The sequence below is a fragment of the Williamsia phyllosphaerae genome (assembly GCF_014635305.1).
GTDB lineage: Bacteria > Actinomycetota > Actinomycetes > Mycobacteriales > Mycobacteriaceae > Williamsia_A > Williamsia_A phyllosphaerae.
Window position 1 is genome coordinate 122,464 of record NZ_BMCS01000003.1, and the last position, 15,618, is coordinate 138,081.

General features: G+C 63.7%; 20 protein-coding genes and 2 tRNA genes. 18 read left to right on the top strand and 4 right to left on the bottom strand.

What is annotated here, in order from left to right; genetic code table 11:
• The first annotated feature begins 11 nt into the window (after window positions 1-11).
• The 13 genes from IEV93_RS19115 (at window position 12) to IEV93_RS19170 (ending at window position 9,269) form a co-directional block, all read left to right on the top strand.
• Window positions 12-902, top strand: a complete 891-nt coding sequence (locus tag IEV93_RS19115; RefSeq protein WP_188492021.1) for a hypothetical protein — start codon at window positions 12-14, stop codon at window positions 900-902.
• Window positions 899-2,623: a Gp37-like protein gene (locus tag IEV93_RS19120; protein WP_229705337.1), complete on the top strand. Its 1,725-nt coding sequence runs from the start codon at window positions 899-901 to the stop codon at window positions 2,621-2,623. Before IEV93_RS19115 ends, IEV93_RS19120 begins: the two co-directional genes overlap by 4 nt.
• Before the next feature lie 8 nt (window positions 2,624-2,631).
• A complete protein-coding gene (locus tag IEV93_RS19125; RefSeq protein ID WP_188492023.1) occupies window positions 2,632-3,015 on the top strand; it encodes a hypothetical protein in 384 nt (127 codons plus the stop codon).
• A gap of 50 nt (window positions 3,016-3,065) precedes the next feature.
• Window positions 3,066-5,300 carry a hypothetical protein gene (locus IEV93_RS19130; protein WP_188492025.1) on the top strand — a complete coding sequence of 745 codons (2,235 nt, stop codon included), beginning with the start codon at window positions 3,066-3,068 and terminating at the stop codon, window positions 5,298-5,300.
• Window positions 5,301-5,309: 9 nt separating this feature from the next.
• Window positions 5,310-5,519, top strand: coding sequence for a hypothetical protein (locus IEV93_RS19135; RefSeq protein ID WP_188492027.1), 210 nt, complete (start codon window positions 5,310-5,312; stop codon window positions 5,517-5,519).
• 38 nt (window positions 5,520-5,557) lie between these two features.
• Entirely contained in the window at window positions 5,558-6,583 is a 1,026-nt protein-coding gene (locus tag IEV93_RS19140) for an N-acetylmuramoyl-L-alanine amidase (protein WP_188492029.1), read from the top strand.
• Window positions 6,580-6,828, top strand: coding sequence for a holin (locus tag IEV93_RS19145; RefSeq protein WP_229705338.1), 249 nt, complete (start codon window positions 6,580-6,582; stop codon window positions 6,826-6,828). The genes IEV93_RS19140 and IEV93_RS19145 overlap by 4 nt, the downstream gene beginning before the upstream one ends.
• Before the next feature lie 49 nt (window positions 6,829-6,877).
• Window positions 6,878-7,165, top strand: coding sequence for a hypothetical protein (locus tag IEV93_RS19150; RefSeq protein ID WP_188492031.1), 288 nt, complete (start codon window positions 6,878-6,880; stop codon window positions 7,163-7,165).
• The gene (locus tag IEV93_RS19155) at window positions 7,149-7,742 is read left to right on the top strand and encodes a hypothetical protein (protein WP_188492034.1); all 594 of its coding nucleotides are present in this window, start codon (window positions 7,149-7,151) and stop codon (window positions 7,740-7,742) included. Before IEV93_RS19150 ends, IEV93_RS19155 begins: the two co-directional genes overlap by 17 nt.
• Before the next feature lie 62 nt (window positions 7,743-7,804).
• Entirely contained in the window at window positions 7,805-8,437 is a 633-nt protein-coding gene (locus IEV93_RS19160) for a hypothetical protein (protein ID WP_188492035.1), read from the top strand.
• A gap of 19 nt (window positions 8,438-8,456) precedes the next feature.
• Window positions 8,457-8,804, top strand: a complete 348-nt coding sequence (locus IEV93_RS19165) for an LtfC-like domain-containing protein (protein ID WP_188492037.1) — start codon at window positions 8,457-8,459, stop codon at window positions 8,802-8,804.
• Window positions 8,801-8,923, top strand: a complete 123-nt coding sequence (locus IEV93_RS22625; RefSeq protein ID WP_268237513.1) for a hypothetical protein — start codon at window positions 8,801-8,803, stop codon at window positions 8,921-8,923. Before IEV93_RS19165 ends, IEV93_RS22625 begins: the two co-directional genes overlap by 4 nt.
• A 1-nt stretch (window position 8,924) precedes the next feature.
• Window positions 8,925-9,269 carry a phage tail fiber protein gene (locus IEV93_RS19170; protein ID WP_229705339.1) on the top strand — a complete coding sequence of 115 codons (345 nt, stop codon included), beginning with the start codon at window positions 8,925-8,927 and terminating at the stop codon, window positions 9,267-9,269.
• Here the strand turns inward: IEV93_RS19170 and IEV93_RS19175 are convergent.
• Window positions 9,256-9,609, bottom strand: a complete 354-nt coding sequence (locus IEV93_RS19175; RefSeq protein WP_188492039.1) for a hypothetical protein — start codon at window positions 9,607-9,609, stop codon at window positions 9,256-9,258. The two genes, IEV93_RS19170 and IEV93_RS19175, sit on opposite strands and share 14 nt — an antisense overlap.
• A gap of 55 nt (window positions 9,610-9,664) precedes the next feature.
• Between IEV93_RS19175 and IEV93_RS19180 the strand changes: the two genes are divergently transcribed.
• Window positions 9,665-10,894, top strand: coding sequence for a hypothetical protein (locus IEV93_RS19180; protein ID WP_188492041.1), 1,230 nt, complete (start codon window positions 9,665-9,667; stop codon window positions 10,892-10,894).
• Window positions 10,895-11,089: 195 nt separating this feature from the next.
• Here IEV93_RS19180 and IEV93_RS19185 read toward each other — a convergent pair whose 3' ends face one another.
• Entirely contained in the window at window positions 11,090-11,242 is a 153-nt protein-coding gene (locus tag IEV93_RS19185; RefSeq protein WP_188492043.1) for a hypothetical protein, read from the bottom strand.
• 162 nt (window positions 11,243-11,404) lie between these two features.
• Window positions 11,405-11,563, bottom strand: coding sequence for a hypothetical protein (locus IEV93_RS19190; RefSeq protein WP_188492045.1), 159 nt, complete (start codon window positions 11,561-11,563; stop codon window positions 11,405-11,407).
• An 873-nt stretch (window positions 11,564-12,436) separates the two neighbouring features.
• Here IEV93_RS19190 and IEV93_RS19195 point away from each other — a divergent pair.
• Window positions 12,437-12,919, top strand: coding sequence for an HNH endonuclease (locus tag IEV93_RS19195; protein ID WP_188492047.1), 483 nt, complete (start codon window positions 12,437-12,439; stop codon window positions 12,917-12,919).
• Between the two features lie 44 nt (window positions 12,920-12,963).
• On the opposite strand, the gene IEV93_RS19200 is transcribed toward IEV93_RS19195, so the two are convergent.
• Window positions 12,964-13,037: transfer RNA gene (locus IEV93_RS19200), tRNA-Gly, on the bottom strand.
• 200 nt (window positions 13,038-13,237) lie between these two features.
• Here IEV93_RS19200 and IEV93_RS19205 point away from each other — a divergent pair.
• The 3 genes from IEV93_RS19205 (at window position 13,238) to IEV93_RS19215 (ending at window position 15,580) form a co-directional block, all read left to right on the top strand.
• Window positions 13,238-13,314: transfer RNA gene (locus IEV93_RS19205), tRNA-Pro, on the top strand.
• 90 nt (window positions 13,315-13,404) lie between these two features.
• Complete coding sequence (gene tig, locus IEV93_RS19210; protein ID WP_188492049.1) at window positions 13,405-14,832, top strand: trigger factor; 1,428 nt, start codon at window positions 13,405-13,407, stop codon at window positions 14,830-14,832.
• Window positions 14,833-14,986: 154 nt separating this feature from the next.
• Entirely contained in the window at window positions 14,987-15,580 is a 594-nt protein-coding gene (locus tag IEV93_RS19215; protein ID WP_296388031.1) for an ATP-dependent Clp protease proteolytic subunit, read from the top strand.
• Window positions 15,581-15,618 lie beyond the last annotated feature (38 nt).

Consider the following 15,618-nt stretch of genomic DNA (forward strand, 5'->3'; position numbering starts at 1 on the left):
GCGTCTATGACATGGCGAAGATTGAACTCGTCGCCGATGACGATTCGGCGGTCATCTCGGGTGGCGGGTTCGATCGACGCGACATCAAACTCAGTGTCGACCCCGACGACCTGTTCTCCGACGAACTTGATCTCAAGATCATCGAGTCGGCATTCGCGCCGGGTGGCATGGCTGGTGCCGAGGAGTACCCGGTACGCACGTTGACGTTGCCGTTCAACCTGTACGACACGGGTGACGGTATCGAGGCAGCGGTGTCGCGGTTCCGCAAACTGTGGCGGTCGGGGCGCACCCTGCAGTGGCAGGTCACGACGGGTGAGTCGGGGCTGCGGTTGCTGTTGTTGCGTCGGTCGCAGGGCATCAAGTTTTCGCCGTCGCAGGACTGGAACCTTGTCGGGTATGCGAAGGCCGTCGTTACCGCGGTAGCGCTGAATCCGTTCTATGAGTCGGCGCCGTTGACGATGACGGTCACGAACCCGACGAGCGGGCAGAACACGTTCTGGTTGCCGGTGACGAACCCAACCGACCGTCGCGGCTGGCCCGAGTTCTCACTCGAACCCAACGGCGCACCAACCATCTTCTCGTTCCCCGATTTCAGTTTCGGCAACGAGCAGGAGATCGACCCGAAGTGGACACCGGGACAGTTCGCGACCCGCATGATCGTCACCCCGTCGATCAGCCAGCGGTGGTCGGTGATGTCGGACCCCCTGATGGACACCTACCTCGCTGCTGACTTGTCGAACGCGAACGGTCAGATGGGTGCGATCGAACCACTGTTTTGGGTGCCGCCCTACACAGGTCTCGATGCCCCGGTGATGTTGCCGGTCGTGATCAATGGGCCGGCGGGGTCGAAGGTGAAGTTCACGATGCGGCGTTGGTGGTCGGCGGAATCGGGTTTGGAGTGACGGCGAACGTCGTTCCGTTCGCGGGGTCGAACCTTGATGACTTCGCGATGTGGGCTCGGGAGATTCGTGAGACGCGGATCGCCAGGATCGCTAAGCCGCCCCGCATCACGTTGTATGACGGGAACTGGAACTACCGCGGTGTGTGCGCGAACTTGATGGCGGATGGTTCGTCGGTTGAGTTGAAGTACAACGACACGGGCGCCATCCACCTTGAGCTGCCGATCAGCCTGGACTCTGCGGAGGCGAAGCGGTCGACGTTTCTGGCGCATTGGGCGTTGGATCAGGAGTCCCGCGGCACCAGCAACATTCACGTCATTGTTGAGAAGGATGGTGCGCGGATCGGTGGGCGGACGGACCCTGAGAAGGGTGTCACGCTCATCCGGTCGAAGGATGGCGACAAGGTTGTTCTCGAGTTTTTGGAGGACACCCAGGAGTTGAAGCACGTCCACATGGCGGCGTCCCCGTTCTTGCCCGTGTCGCTGGTGCAGCAGCCGAAGGAACAGTTCCTGTGGGCGCCCGTCGACTGGGGCGGTTTGTCGACCCTCGGCTGGAACATGCTGCGGGTGCAGGGCACAAACTTTAACGTCAACTTTGACCTGCTGGATCCGTCGACGCATTCGAATGGGTTGTGGGCGCAGACACAGATTGTGCCGATGCCGAAGCCGATCGGTTCGTCGGTGGCTCCAACGACGATCATCACCGGCAACATCAAGCAGTCGTGGTTCGACGTGATGGCGCCGATTCTTGAGGACGCCGAGTTGATGATCAAGACGCGGCGGTTCTTGAAGGGCGACCCGGAGCCGTGGCCTGGTGCGGGCACGAACTGGCGGCAGGGCACCTTGTTCGTCGACATCGTGGACAAGTCGGGGTGGCAGGCGGGTACGTCTCTGGGCGGCAACCTGGCGACGGGTTTGTTGCGGTCGATTGCGAACGTGACCAGCAACTATGTCGAGGACTCGTACGACCTGATTACTGGCGCCCCTGTAGACACGACGGGTTACAAGTTGCCGGGTGTGTTGGGTACGCAGCCGCCGCATCCGTATGTGGTGTACCGCGACGGCGACGTGACCGGCGTCCAGGATTTCCAGTTGACGCGTGGTGCTGGCGGTCCGTGCCGCATCACTGCGGGCGGTCAGTCGATGCCGGGTGTGAATGAACTGTTCGAGGCCGCGATCGGGTATGCGGGTGACGTGATCGGCGACAACATCAACATCGCCGGCTACGGCGTGGGTTCGTTGGGCGGGATCCTGAATGCGTTCCTGATGCCGATCATCAAGAACTCGGTGTTGGCGTACATGAGTGTCCCGTTGATTGGTCGTGCGGCTCAGCAGGGTTGGGGCCACTACATCGAAACGTCGGCGACGAACGTGACGCAGGCATATACCCCGACGGCGATCATGGATCTGCGTAAGCGGCGGCGTGAGACGGACCCGGATACGGCGTTCAGTTTCACGGTGGCGTCGGGGATTCCGTGGCTGATTGGCGATAACGGTCAGGGTCATTGGTGGCTTGGTGACCGCGTGGGTGCGACGACGAAGTATCTGGGTGCGCGTGTGTATGTGACGCGGTGCCGGTCGATGACGTTGCCCATTTCGCGTGAGGAGCCTGCTGTGTGGCAGGCGAAGTTCGGTGATTTGCGCACTCAGCAGGATGCGTTGGAGAAGCTGGTCGGTCTGGTTGGGACGACCGCGACCGCTTTGAACGCGATCGGTATCGGTTAGGAGACTGCATGACTGACAATGAGACGGCGTCGTCTGATCCGGTGAGGGCTGCCCGGGTTGAGCAGTTGACGCAGGCGTTGGTGTTTGCGTTGTTGACGGCGAATGAGCAGCCGTATCCGTTGGCTGTGCCTGCTGCCCGCAAGGTTGCGGAGATGTTGGATGACTGTGGTGTCCGGCAGACGGGTGAGCAGGTCACTGAGATTGAGTTGCCGGGGTGGATGTCTGAGCGGGTGCGTGAGGATGCTGCGCCGACGCCTGTTGAGCCGGATCATTTTGCGGTGCAGGAGACGCGGCATGTGGTGGATGCGCCTGCACCGCCGTCTCGGATCGCGAAGAAGTATCTGGCTGAGCCGTCTGAGGATGCGTCGTTTGGTGGGGTCGTCAGCCTGTGACAACACCTAACCTTCCAATCGGAACTGATCCGGCGAACCTTCCTCAGGGTGTGATCACGCCTACTCAGGCGGGGACGGCGCTGCAGGACCAGACGCAGGGCAAGTACACCAATGTGGCTGCGTCGAAGTTCCCGGACATCGCGTCGAACACTCTGGCGGGGTCGCCGTCTGGCGGCGGGGCGATGGGGTTCGTTGTTGACCAGTTCTCTCGGATCACGTCGAACATCGCAAATGCGGATCCGGCTACGATCAACGGTCCCAACGACATCGTCTCCAGGGCGACCAGCTTCTTCAAGGGCAATTCCGTTCTTGACTCGATCATCAACTTGTTGTTTCACCGTGACACGTCGCTAGCGTCTCGGGTTTCGGCGATCGAGGGGAAGATCGCGACGGGCGCCGAGTTCTTCGACAACTTCAACCGTGGCGACACCTCGAGCGCACTCGGTGGCGGGTGGACGCAGGGCGGCAACGGTCAGCCGCTAGGTATTCACGACCAGGCGGCGCAGATCACGGTCGGTGGCGTGGTTGCAACTCCGGGCCGGCAGTGGGCGAAGGCGCCAACGGATGCGTCGGGGGATGACTTCACCGTCAGCATGGTCACTCATCCGGTGCAGGTGTCGGATACGGCGCCGACGTCGTTGATTGCGCGCGCTAATGCTGCGTTCACCGAGGGTCTGTCGGTCAACATGTTCCGCGGGAAGTGTTACCTGTCGCGGTGGACGCGGTCGGGGAACACGTGGACGTATACCGACATCACCAACAATTTATCTCGGTCGTATAGCGGGTCGGCGACGGTGGAGTTCAAGGGTTCGGGCACGTCGCTGCAGGTGATCATCGATTCGATTGTGGTTATGACCGCTACGGACAGTGCCCACGCGATCGATGCTTCGCACCGCGCTACTGGATTTTCGCTCGTCACGACGACTGCCGCTCTCGGGTTGGCGCCTTCTTACTCGGGCGGGTTGGCGTCGTACAGCGTCAAATCGGTGGCTGCGTTGGCGTCGGTCTCTGAGACGGCGGGTGCGGTTGCGAACGTGATTGTTGCCCCCGTAGCGACGCAGGCGCAAGCTGCATCGACTGCGGCGGCTACAGCGGCGGCAGACGCAGCGACGGCATCCGGCCTGGCAACCACCGCGACGGCACTAGGTGTGGCGGCACAGAACCAGGCGGCATCGTCGGCTGCGGTGCAGAACGCCGGATCGGCGCTCGGCATCTCGGCGTCGGTCCTATTCTCCGGCGCGGACGGCGAGACGTTGTCCACGGTCGACTTCACCGACGACGGGTCGGGGAACCTCGCGATCCGCGCACCACTCGGATACATCGGCATCAAGGTCGGCGCCGCTGACGGGGTCTACGGAACCCGTCTGAACACACCGACCGCGACAGACAACCAGTCGGCGACGATCGTAGTCGGTGACAGCGCCAACCGTGATCAGAAGACTCGACTCCTGCTGCGGTGCGACACGAGCCTCACGCGGGGCGCGTTCCTGGAGTTCGCCGACAACTCGACGATCCGGCTCGGACAGTGGACGCGTTCGGGCGGATCGTGGGACTTCTCCACCGTGTGGTCGTCGGCTGCGGTCGACGTGAACACAGGCCAGCGCGTGGAGTTCCGGGCGGTCGGCTCGACGTACATCGCTTTCGCCGACGGCATCCCGAAGCTGAACTACACCGACACAGGCGGCGCACTCACCGTCGGCGCGGCGTTCCGCTGGGTCGGGTTCGCGATGCAACGGCAGACCATCAACAGCAACAGCGGGTTTCCGTTCTTCACCCCGATCACAACAATTTACGACTCGTACCGGATTGCGTCGCTGGCGATCTCGGACATGAAAGCACCAGGAGCGGTCGTGGGGATTGGCTGGAAGTTCTATCGCGCAGCAGGAACTATGGGGATGTCCACCCTGGGCACCAGCAGTTTCGCCAAGGTTCCGGCGAACCTGTACGACAACACCACCAATTTGTCGCAGGTGACGGTGACCAACCAGGGCCAGGGCGTCGTGACGATCCAACGGTCGGGCTACTACTCGATCGTGGCCGCACACAGCCTGTTCATCAACGGCACTGACCAGTCGGCCGGTGCGCGCTGGTGCGCTTACGTCAACGGCACGCTCCTCGCGACCGGCGCCGTGGCACTGGGCGTTCCGACCTTCGTGTACCTGGCCGAGGGCGACACCATCCAACCCGGGATGTTCATTGGTCGTGATGGCGGAAGCAATCTCAGCGCCAACCAGATCGGCGGGTCGTGCAACTTCGCCGGATATCTGATGCAGACCGCGAACTAGGAGACCCCCATGCCCGAACCCGACTACACCCCCGTCGCCACATTCACGGTCGCCGACATCGAATACACCGTCACCGCAGGCGAACTCCAACTCGCCGACGACCGCGAACTCATCGGCCCCGTCGCCGCCGGACACATCAACATCGTCGGCCGCGAACCCGACGGCACCATCGTCGCCAACACCGGCTGGAACCCCGCACGCCGCACCCCGGACGCCTAACCAACTCCCACTCCCTGCACGACCTCTGGAGAACAAACATGTCTGATCCCACCTGGCTCCCCGAAATACTCCGCGCAGAAGGACTCACCGTCCGCGAAATCGCAGGCTGGCGCGACCGCGGCCACGGCGACTTCGGCAACATCTGGGGCATCGTCTGCCACCACACCGGCAGCAACAACGCCTCCGCCAACAGCATCGCCTTCCATCCCGACCTGGGACTCGCCTCCCAACTCCACCTCTCCCGCGACGGCATCTACACCGTGTGTGGCGCAGGGGTTGCTTGGCATGCAGGGCAAGGGTCGTGGCCCGGCATCCAGACGAACAACGCCAACCAGGTCACCATCGGAATCGAGGCAGCGTCCGCCGGCCAAGACTGGCCCCCCGCGCAGTACAACGCCTACGTGCGTGGAGTCGCAGCGATCCTCCGCAAACTCGGACAGCCCGCCTCCCACGCCATCGGGCACAAGGAGTGGGGCGCCATCCAGGGCAAGTGGGATCCCGGTGCGATCGACATGAACAAGTTCCGCCGCGACGTGCAGGCAGTCATCGACCGCAAAGCGCCCGTCGTCGTGGTCAACGAAATCAACGAGACCGCGAAGCGCGCAACGTGGCTCGGTAAGCGCGGCACCGCAGGCGAAACCTCGGTCGGCAAAGACGGCAAGGGCCGCATGGTGGCGTTCGAGAACGGTCACGTCTACTTCTATCCCGGCCTCGGTGCACACGCCATCCCACACGGTGGACTGTTTGAAGCGTTCGCCGACTACGGATACGAACGCGGCGCACTCGGCTACCCCGTCCGCGACTTCACCAAGCTCGACCACGGTGCAGTGCAAGCGTTCCAGGGCGGCGTCCTTTACCGCCAAGATGGAGCCGCTAAAGGCTTCTACGTGACCGGCGACATCGGTAAACGCTACGCCGACACCGGCTACGAGAAGGGGCCGTGGGGCTATCCGACCTCGAACGAGTTCGTCGACAGCGACGGCAACCGCGTCCAGACCTTTGAGCACACCGTTGCTCGCTGGCATTCAAGCCACGTCGTGGCAACCACCGCAGGGAAGGCATGACCATGTTCACCGTCAAGTTCTGGAAAGACGCAGCAGAGCGTCTGATCAAGACCGCGGCGCAGGCTGCTCTCGGCGTTGTCGTAACGGCCCCGGTCGCTGACCTCGCGGGCATTGACTGGAAGGCGACACTGTCGCTGATCCTGGTCCCGGCCGTCGCGTCCCTGTTGACGTCGGTCATCTCCAGCGGCAAGGGCAACCCCGAGAGCGCATCGCTCGTCCAACCCGCCACCGGCCGCGATCTCTGACCGACAACGGTGTGCCGGACGTGGTGCGCAGTGATGAGAGGCGGGCGAGGTGACACCCGAACCAGACGACGACCACAAGCCGTTGCGGGACTACTACGGGGCCGACAAGGACGAGCCGTCCAGTGGCGGGTTCTCGGTGCCGCAGTGGGTGATCGTGACGCTCGTGTCGATCGTGACCGTTGTGTGGGCGGGGTCGCTGATCCTCGACGCTTTCGTCAAGTCCTACGACCCACCGGCAACGATCAGCCTCGCATTCATGGCAGTCGTGTCGGCGCTGTTGGGGTCGGGCGTCGTGCGATCGCTGCCTCGCAGGAAAGGCCGTGACGATGAAAACTGACCGCCTGTTGACCGTCCTGTACGGCGTCCTTATTGCGTTGGCCGCGATCTCGCTGATCGTCGAGTTCCCCAGGGTGGGAATGTCTGCGATCTCCGTCTCCATCGTCAGCTTCTTCCTCGGGTTCGCTACGAAGGCTGGCTACCTGCGAGTGCAGGGACAGCGCGTGCGAGTCCCCATCATCGAGCGGTCCCGCGTCAGCTTCTCCATGCTCGTGGTGGTGATGCTGTCGCTGTCGCTGGCAACGATTTTCCAGGTGCAGGGCGTCATCAGTTCGTCCGAGGACTGCAACCGCCAGTTCCGCACAGCTCTGACCTACAACGCCGACATCAACACCGAGCAACGCAATTTGGCGAACCGGGCGCAGGACATCTCCGGTGACCGCCGCGTACTTCTCGACGCACTGGTCGCTGAGATCGGTCGCGACATCTCAAAGCCTGGTGCGGTGATGGTGGCGATCGACACCTACAACGCGAAGGCGTCGAAGCTGTCGGCGGAGTACGACGCGCTCATCAAGGAACGCCAGAACATCGACAAGAATCGGAAGCCGTACGCCGCTCCGTCGTGTGGTTCCGAATGACCCGAATCATTCGGGTCCGTGGCATCGGCGAAAACCCGAAAGCGGCGAACATGTTGCGGGGCGTGACGGACATGTGCCCCGGGTTCTACGTCTCGGAGTTGCCGTGGTCCGCGTCCTATGGCGTCGTGCCGCTTCCGTTCGGGCAGTCGTTCGCGGCATCGGTCGCGCAAGGTGAACTGCTGCTTCGTCGCGAACTCGACAACAACGGTCCCGCGATCATCCTCGGATACAGCGGGGGAGCAGCAGTCGCAGGCAACGTCGCCGACCAGGGGCACCGAAACATCATCGCGGTCGGTCTCATCGCCGACCCGTTCCAACCCGAGTCTGTTACCCGCAACGGCAAGTTCGGCGTCGCAGGGTCACGCGAAATCCGCAACACCAAGCACGTCAAGTGGGTGTGGAATCCGCGGGACATGATCTGCCAAGCCGACCGCAACAGCCCGATCCGCACGGTCGCAGATGCCACTGCACGCATGTCGCTGAAGAACCCCGACGAGTGGAAGAACGACCTACTCACTCGGATCACCAAGCGGAAGTGGCAAGAGATTCGACGCCACCCGTTGGACTTTCGTGCGCTTGTGGCCGATGCACTGCAGGCGAAAGAAGACGTCGAAAGCTACCTCGACGGCGCTCAACATCAGACCGCCTACTACAACCGCCGCGCAGACCTCGCCCACTGGGTGATGACGCAATGACCCAACGCAAGGAGACCTGATGCCAGACCTCGGATGGGATCCCATCACCACCGCCTCGGTAATCCTCTCCAAAGGCGCCGACCTCGTATTCAACCTCCCCGCAACCGACGCATCAGGCAACACCGTCACCTGGCCGGTCGGCTCAACCTCCACCATCACCTTCTACAACAAGGCGAAAACAGCGGTCCTCACCAAAGCGGGCGTCGTCACACCCAACCGCATCGACTACATCGTGCAATCCGAAGACCTCGCACCGATCCTGTCGACCGCCTCCACCTTCGACCTACTCATCACGTTGCCGCAGTCCCCGACACAGGAATTCATGCTCTACACCGGCAGCGTCAAACGGAAGGACGGCGCCAAGTGAAGCAGTGGATAGACGACAACGGCACCGTGCATTGGCTCGACACCGACGGCCGCGAACACGTCGAACTCGACGCCACCCAAAACCTCAAACTCACCATCGACCTGACAGAAGGAAACTGACATGGCACTCGCAACCGACACGATGAAGACCGCCCTCCTCAACGCCTACAAAGCGCAGGGCTCGTACCTGTCGCTGCACACCGGCTCCCCGGGATCGACCGGCGCCAACGAATCCACCGGAGGCAGCCCCGCCTACTCCCGTCAGCAAACCACTTGGGGCACCCCGTCCGCCGGCACCCTCACCGGGTCGCAGGTGTCGATTCCCGTCCCCGCATCCACCATCACCGCAGCCGGAGTGTGGACCGCGGCAACCGGCGGCACATTCCTAGACGCACTCGCCGTCACCTCGACCACCGTCTCCGGCAACGCCACCATCCAGGTCACCCCGAGCATCACCATCTCGTGATCCTTTCCGGGACTGTCCCCACTCGAGTCCCGGAACCTTCGACGACACCGACCCGTCTCCCGGGTTCGGCGACCACTGCGACCCGGCTGCCCGGTTCGGTGTCGGTGGTGGTTGTCCAGCCCGGGTCGGCGGTTGTGCCGTCGCGGGTTCCGGGGTCGGTCGCGGTGTCGACTGTCCGGCCTCCAACGACTGAACGCATCCTCGCGATGCAGTCGGTCACGGTGGCCGGGTCTGCGTTGCTGCGGGCGATCATCGCGATCGCTGCTGAGCAGAACACGGTCGGTGTTGGGGCGGCGTGGTTTGCGATGCCGACGTGGGGCAGCAACACCACGTCGGTCACGGGGACTGCCGTCGTCTCCGCCACCTACAGCCGTGGCGCGTCACAAGCTGTCACAGTGACAGGTACCGCGGTCCTCGCTGTCCGCTACACCCGGCCCGCCACCCAAGCATCAACCGTCACCGCGACCGCAACCCTCGCCGTCCGCTACACACTCCCCGCCATACAGGCCATCACCACCACATCGGCGGGTGACGTTCGGGCATCCATCGACACCGACGCCGTCAACGACATCACCACCACAAGCAACGGGGTCAGCCGAGTCGACGGCGGCACCTCCGTCGTCACCGCCTACGGGATCGCAGAGATCAACGGCGCCGCAGCATTGGCCGAGATCCGCACCGCAGCCGCAACCCAGACCACAACCGTGACGGGCAGTGTGTCCGTGACGGGCGTCCTCATCGGCCGCACCGCCACCGGCACAGCGACCGTGACCGGAGCCGCCACACTGCGAGCTTTCTACACCCGCGCCGCCACCCAGGCCATTGCCGTCACCGAGACCGGAGCCGTGGGCGTACGCCTCACTGCCACCAACAGCATCGCGACATCGAGCACCGCCGACGCTCGCGCCGCCTACCCGCTCGCCGCGACCAATAGCATCGGCGTTACAGCTACCGCCGCCGTCAACACCCTGCCCGCTGTCACGGCGACAACCCTGGGCACATCGTCGGGATCACCCATGACGATCACCGTCCCCCCGGGGAACCCCGGTGACACGCTGCTGCTGATCCTGAACCAACGCTCATCCACAACGTTCGCTTCGGCGCTGACCACCCAGCTCGCGGACTGGACCCGTCTGCACGAAAGCATCCGCCAGAACAACTCGAACCGGTTCCTGCTCGCCGCGCTTACGCGTACCAGCGGTACACCATCCAGCTACACCCTGACGATGAACAGCACCAGCACCCACGCGGCGATCATGTTGAACGTGACCAGCCTCAGCGCTGACCTCGCGAACCTGATCGACGTCATGTCGATCGCCGACGGCGGATCGGGCGCCGGCACGACCGCGGTGACGCCGTCTGTCACCACAACCCAGCCGCGTGACCTGATTCTGCGGTACACCTGCATCACCGACACCACCACAACCGCAATACCGACGGCGTCGTTCCCCGGCACCCCGCCGACAATCGTCCAGCAGGGTGGATTGAGTAACCCGGGCTACAACACCGTCATGGCCGCCGCTGACGCCCAGGCAGCCGCGGGAGTGGCAGCGGCGGCCACGGCCACCTGGACCCGATCCGGATATCGGACGTGGGCGACGTTCGCATTGAAGGGTGCGGCGTGACGTAGGACCTCGGAACCGTTCACCCCCGGCCGCCGTCCAACCGCAGTGATCGACACCATCATCTGGACTGTGTTCCTCGTGACCCTGCTCGTGTGGCTCGGGGTGCGTGATCCATAGTTTTAAAACTTATGGTCATCACGCCGGCGTGTGCAGCTCGTTTCATAGCGGCCTCATAACCGTGTGGCTCGGGGTGCGTCAGTCGTTGTAGATGGCGGCGTCGCACACCTTGCAGATCCAGTAGCGGCAGGGAACGTCGCGCGTGTTGCACCATCCCGCAAGAAACTTGCCCTTGCTCCATCTGTGTCCGTTGGGGCACTCATCCGGCACCCACTCCACCAACATCGCCATGTGCATCCTCGACCCGCGACGAGTGGGTTGAGTCTAGAACGCTGCACAGACAAACAGAGCCGCACCCGTGGACCTTCCAAGTCCTCTGGGTGCGGCTCTATTTGTCGTTGCGGATCGGCTTCCCTCCGACCCGCGTTGATCGTAGGGGAGTGGTCCGACAGGTCAGGTGTCGCGCTTGTGGCGCCGCGTGTAATTCACAAGCGCTTTCTTCACCACGTCGGTCACTGTTTCGCCGTTCGCCTCAGCCGCGGCCTTCGCTGGACCATAAACGTCATCCGGTATGCGGAACGTCCGTAGCGGCGTCTTGGGCTTGTTGGGCACAGACGGAACAGTAGCGGGTGTCATTACGCGTCCACCTTGCATCCGCACAGTTCCCCAAACCCAGCAGCGCCAACACCCCACGCGCTGACCTTGACCCCGCAGCCGTGACACCGTTGCTCAAACATGGTTCCGTGTGGGCACGACCAGGCAACCACCTCCACGCAGTCCAAGGCGTAGTCGGCGTGCCACCCCTTCGTCACGCTCCGAAACTCCATGCCGCATTCCCAGCAGTCGGGGCCTTGGTCGCAGCGTTCGTAGAACCATGTTCGCCACGGTCGGCCGCACTTTTGGCAGCGCGTCGGTACGCGTGGTGTTGGTGCGCTCACGACGGATCCCCTCGTATGGCCATTATTGTTGGGCATGGCCACGGACCGTGGCATGAGCACTCGACGAACCCGCACCCATCACCGAGTGGGCAATTGGGATTGCCGCACGTCGGCTGGTGTAGCGCCTCAACCCGCCCGACCGCCTGGTGCATCTCGAGGTGCTTTGCGTGCCCATCCTCTGACGTGAACACCTCCATGCACATGCACTCCACAAACGGCGGGATGGATCTGTAGACCGCGTGCAGACCGGCGATCTCGTCGGGGCTATTCATTCGGCTCGCACCAAGGGTGTTCAGACTCCATCTCTCGCGCGATCTCACGTAGACGCTGCGACGAGTACACGATCAGATGCGGTTTGCATTCGCAGGATTGATGGCGTGAAACGACTTTGAGTGAGTCCAGTACCGCCGCAGCGGCTCGAACCTGATCCGGTGTCATTACACCAGGGTATCACGGTGTCATTACACCAATGATAGACTGAGCGCACGAAAAGGCCCCGCGACGGCTGGAACCATCCGGGGCTGCGACCGACTAACAAGGAGTCGATATGACCAAGCCTACGACCAAGCGCAAGAGACGACCCAAAGGACTCGGCTCGGTCCACATGCGATCCCGCGACAACCTCTGGATCGGGTCGTTCGAGGTGCCGTCGAAAACGGGAGCCAAGCGCGGGCGCAAGAGCGTCACGTCCATGCAGTACTGCCAACTGCAACTCAAGATGCGAGACCTTCGCAACGAACTGGGTATCGGAATGGCGCCAATCGCACACGCTAGACCGCTCACGGCAATCGAGGTGTCGAACGACAAGGGCACGCACACCCGTAAAGAGTGGGTCGACCTCCTGCGCAGCGTTCAGGGCATCTGCCACTACTGCGGCGAGCTTGCTCTACCGCCCACAAAGGACCACATGATCCCGGTAGCCCTCGGCGGCACCAGTGCCATCGAGAACATCGCCGTGTCGTGCGAGCCGTGCAACTGGTCCAAAGGCGCACTCACCGCAGAGCAATTCATGGCTCGCCGAGTGGCTTAGTGTGCCATTGAGTGTGCAGTTTCGTTTGCATACTGTGTCTGACCTGGAGCGGGTGACGGGAATCGAACCCGCGTAGCTAGTTTGGAAGACTAGGGCTCTACCATTGAGCTACACCCGCGAGCACACCGCGCCGAGTGGGATCGCCACCGACGCCGCGTGCGGAAGCGACTGTACCGCGTCGCGGGCACGGACCGAAATCACCACCGACGCCGCCGTGGTCGGCCACCGATTCACGCCGGTCACCACCCGACACGTAGTATTTGCGGCTGGTGTCTGCGTGGGTCGGAAATCGCCCTGCGGTCGTTCGGGTGCCTGGTGCGGGATGTGGCGCAGCTTGGTAGCGCATCCGCTTTGGGAGCGGAGGGTCGCAGGTTCGAATCCTGTCATCCCGACCACGAGGACCGACGGAAATGGCGTTGTCGGTCGCCGACAACCCAGGCCGGCATCAATTCGCTGCCGGTCGTTCTACATAAGGAGTCAAGTTCGTGAAGAGCACCGTCGAGCAGCTCAGCCCGACGCGGGTCAAACTCAATGTCGAGGTCCCGTTCGAGGAACTCGAGAAAGAGTTCGCCCGCGCCTACAAGTCGCTGGCGCAGCAGATCCGTATCCCCGGCTTCCGTCCCGGCAAGGCGCCGGCCAAGTTGATCGAGGCACGCGTCGGTCGTGACTCCGTCCTGGCCCAGGTCGTCAACGACGCGCTGCCCGGCAAGTACAGCGAGGCCGTCGCCGAGACCGAGACCAAGGCCATCGGCCAGCCCGACATCGACCTCGCCGAGCTCGAGTACGGCAAGTCGATCACCTTCACCGCCGAGGTCGACGTCCGTCCCGAGATCACCATCCCCGCGTTCGACACCCTCGCCGTCGAGGTCGAGCCGATCGCGGTCGACGACGACGCGGTCGCCGAGCAGTTCGAGGCGCTACGGGCCCGGTTCGGCACCCTGACCGGTGTCGACCGCCCCGCGAAGGACGGGGACTTCGTGTCCATTGACCTGGCCGCGTCGGTCAACGGCGAAGCGGTCGAGGAGGCCTCGACCACCGGTCTGTCGCACGAGGTCGGTTCCGGCCAGCTGATCGACGGACTCGACGAGGCGCTCGTCGGCATGACCGCCGGCTCCGACAAGACCTTCACCACCACCCTCGTCGCCGGTGCACATGCCGGTGAGGAGGCGGAGGTGGCCGTGACGGTCAACACCGTCAAGGAGCGTGAGCTGCCCGAGCCCGACGACGAGTTCGCGCAGATGGCCAGCGAATTCGACACCATCGACGAGCTCAAGGCCGACCTGCGCGAGCGGGTCGGACAGTCCAAGAAGATGGAGCAGGCGAGCGCGATCCGCGACGCCGTTCTCGAGAAGCTCCTCGAGACCGTGGAGATCCCGCTGCCGCAGGGCATCGTCGACGCCGAGGTCGAGAACCAGGTGCACGAGGTCCTGCACGGCCTCGACCACGACGAGGAGCAGTTCGCGAAGCTGCTCGAGGCGCAGGGCACCACCCGCGAGGAGTTCGAGGGGCAGGCCCGCGAGTCGGCCGAGAAGTCGGTCCGGACCCAGCTGCTCCTCGACGCCATCGCCGAGGACCAGGAGACGGTCGTCAGCCAGGACGAGCTGACCCAGCAGATCCTGTTCCAGGCGCAGCGCTACGGCATGTCGCCGCAGGACTTCATCGGTCAGCTGCAGCAGGCGAACCAGGTCGGCGCCGTGTACGCCGACGTCCGTCGCAGCAAGGCCCTCGCCGGCCTCATCGGTGAGGTCACCGTCACCGACACCACCGGCGCCACCGTCGACACCGCCGAGTTCTTCGGCTCCGGCGAGGACGACGCAGCGCTCGAGGCCCCGGCCGCCGACGACGCGGCCGAGTCGGCCGACGACGCGACCACCGACGACGCGACCACCGAGGACGCGAAGCCGGCCGGCTAGACGATCTGCGACGGCGGACGGGCAATCGTTCCGCTGTCAGCGAATAGAGGCGGCGCCGCGACTGCGGCGGCGCCTCTATTCGTTAGGGTCGAGGACAGGAACATCGCACCGGACCCCTCCAGGGGTCCTCGTAGAGAAGTCGAAGGTAGGAACTGTGACCGAGTCGAACATCCATACACCCGCGATGAGTTCGGGTGTCGCCGGGCTGAATCTGAGCGATTCGGTGTTCGAGCGGCTGCTCCGTGAGCGGATCATCTTCCTGGGCAGCCAGGTCGACGACGACATCGCCAACCGGCTCTGCGCGCAGATCCTGCTGCTGGCCGCCGAGGACAGCAGCAAGGACATCAGCCTCTACATCAACTCGCCGGGTGGTTCGGTGACCGCCGGTATGGCCATCTTCGACACGATGCAGCTCGCACCGTGCGACGTGGCGACCTATGCGATGGGCATGGCGGCCTCGATGGGCCAGTTCCTGCTCGCCGCCGGCGCACCGGGCAAGCGCCACGCGCTGCCGCACGCGCGGATCATGATGCACCAGCCGTCGGCGGGTATCGGTGGCACCGCCGCCGACATCGCCATCCAGGCCGAGCAGTTCGCGCAGACCAAGAAAGAGATGAACCGGCTCAACGCCGAGTTCTCCGGCCAGCCGCTGGAGAAGATCGAGGCCGACGCCGATCGCGACAAGTGGTTCACGGCCGAGGAGGCCAAGGACTACGGCCTCGTCGACCACGTGATCGCCCGCGCCTGAGTCACCCCGCCGATTCCCTCGATCCCATCCGCCGCACG